Here is a 2,021-nt window from a genome sequence, read left to right on the forward strand (position 1 = left end):
GCTCAGCACGGGCACCTTGTTGTTCCCCTCGCTGTTGCTGTAGTCATAGAAGCCGCCAAGAAACAGCGACTGTCCCGCCGGAATGCGGCTGATGGCCTCGACCGTGGACTCGCTCACCCGTGGAAACATATTGTTGCCACGACCTGCGATGAGTTCGACAATCTTTGCCACCCGCGGACGCAGCTTCATGCGCACCGTGCCATCAGGCAGCAGCGTGGGCGTCACCGACAGCGTGACACCGATCTCGCGGTTCTTCTCCGGCTCCTCGGTCGCGCTCGGATCTTCTTTGTCAATCTTGTAGCGCACCACATCGGTCACGTTCTGGCCCGCCGCAGTGTTGGTGATGTTGGACGTGATGACAGGGTAGCGGTCCACGATGGAAATCAGGCCCTGCTCGTTGTCCTCGGTGATGATGCTGGGGCAGGCCTCCTGCGTGACGACGTTGGCATTCACCAGTGCGCGCAGAATGGCCTGCACCTGCATGTTATCGAACACGAGCCCCCCCCCCTGCTGGTTGACCTGATTGATCGTGTCCACCGGCGCGGACACGCTGCCGGTCCGCGTCACCGTGCTGACGTCTGGCAGGTTGAAAAGCGCGTTCAGACTCTGGTGCGCGGTCAGGTTGGTGCCGGTGTCCCCCAGTGCCCGGCTCCAGTCCACCCCCACCTGGCGGCCTTGGTCGCGCTTGATGCGCAGCACCCGGACGTTGACCAAGATCTGCGGCTTGGCCTTGTCGATTCCTTCCAGCAGCTTGCGCACCCGTTCGAGCTTGATGCTGTTGTCGCTGACGAGCAGCGTGTTCGTTTTCTCTTCAAACTCGATCTGTCCGATGTCGCGCGTGAGCATGGGGCGGATGATGGCCTTCAGCTTCTCGAAGTCGGACTGAACCACGCCCGGGGCTGCGGCTGCTTTAGCACCACCTTCCTCATCACTGCCCTGCGCGGCTGGGGCGGATATGCTGCGGTTGAGCGGAGCCCCCCGCAGGTACTTCAGCGCGTAGCTCATCACCTCCACCGGGAGCTTCGCCATCTGGGCCTCGTTCATGAGCCTGACACTGGAACGCTGCTGATGCAGCGTGAGACCAAAATTGACCGCCAGCTCCTCCATCTGCTGCAGCGGGTTGTCCGTACGGAGATGCCCGGTGATGCTGAACTGCGGATCGTTCAGTTCATTGTTGTAAAAATACTGCAGGCCGGCGCTGTGCGCGAGGTATTGGAACACCTCGTTGATCGGAGCGTTGTCAATCCAGTATCCGTCGTCCGAATGCTGCGGCGGCTTGGGCAGACTGTTGAAACGTGAGGAGACGTCCACCGTGGCGGCCGGCAGGGTTTGCAACGGTTGCACCTGCGGTGCCGGCACCGCCTCCTGGGCGGTGAGCGCAAAGCTCGCACCCAGGCTCGCCAGAGAAAAGATCTGCAACATGCATCGGCTCATGGTTTCGTGGGTTTCGTGGGTTGTGTGGCTTGTGTGGCTTGTGTGGCTTGTGTGGGTTCCATCGGCGTCATCCGGCCCTCCATCTGGGAGGCGATTTTTTGCAACGGCTCGATGCTGAGATGCGGAAGGATGTCGTGCTTGAGCACCCCTGACTCATCGCGTTGAATATCGCGGAAATGCAGTTGCGTGGCGCCCACTTCCATGACTTGCGCCTGAAAAACTTCCCCCTTGTACGCCAGCTCGATCACGTCGCCTTCCGCCGCACGGCGGCCGCCAATGAGAAACTCTTTGCGCTGCAGATTCACACCGTTGATCTTCAGCGTCTGCAGCACCTGGTTCAGCGTGATTTTGGGCGTCGCACGATACACATCCTCGGTAATCACGGGGGCGTCATCCTCGCGGGGAAAGGTGGACAGACCAAAGGGGTCCATGTTGCGCTGACGCACGCCAATTTTCTTCGCCAGTGCCTCGATCTCCTCCGCCTTCGGCAGCAGCTCCGATCGTGGCAGCCAGCTCGCAGTGCCATTGCCGATGAACAACGGCGCGCGTTTGGCCACCGCAGCTTTGGTCTGCGCCGAGGCCTCGGC

Annotated in this window: 2 protein-coding genes; both read right to left on the minus strand. The window is 61.1% G+C overall.

What is annotated here, in order from left to right:
- A partial coding sequence (locus tag WAW39_RS21565; RefSeq protein ID WP_422321230.1) for a type II secretion system protein GspD occupies nt 1-1,422 on the minus strand: 1,422 nt, incomplete at its 3' end.
- Nucleotides 1,423-1,430: 8 nt separating this feature from the next.
- A partial coding sequence (locus WAW39_RS21570) for a hypothetical protein (protein ID WP_422321231.1) occupies nt 1,431-2,021 on the minus strand: 591 nt, incomplete at its 5' end.

This window comes from Prosthecobacter sp., from assembly GCF_049294395.1.
In the GTDB taxonomy this organism is placed as follows: domain Bacteria; phylum Verrucomicrobiota; class Verrucomicrobiia; order Verrucomicrobiales; family Verrucomicrobiaceae; genus Prosthecobacter.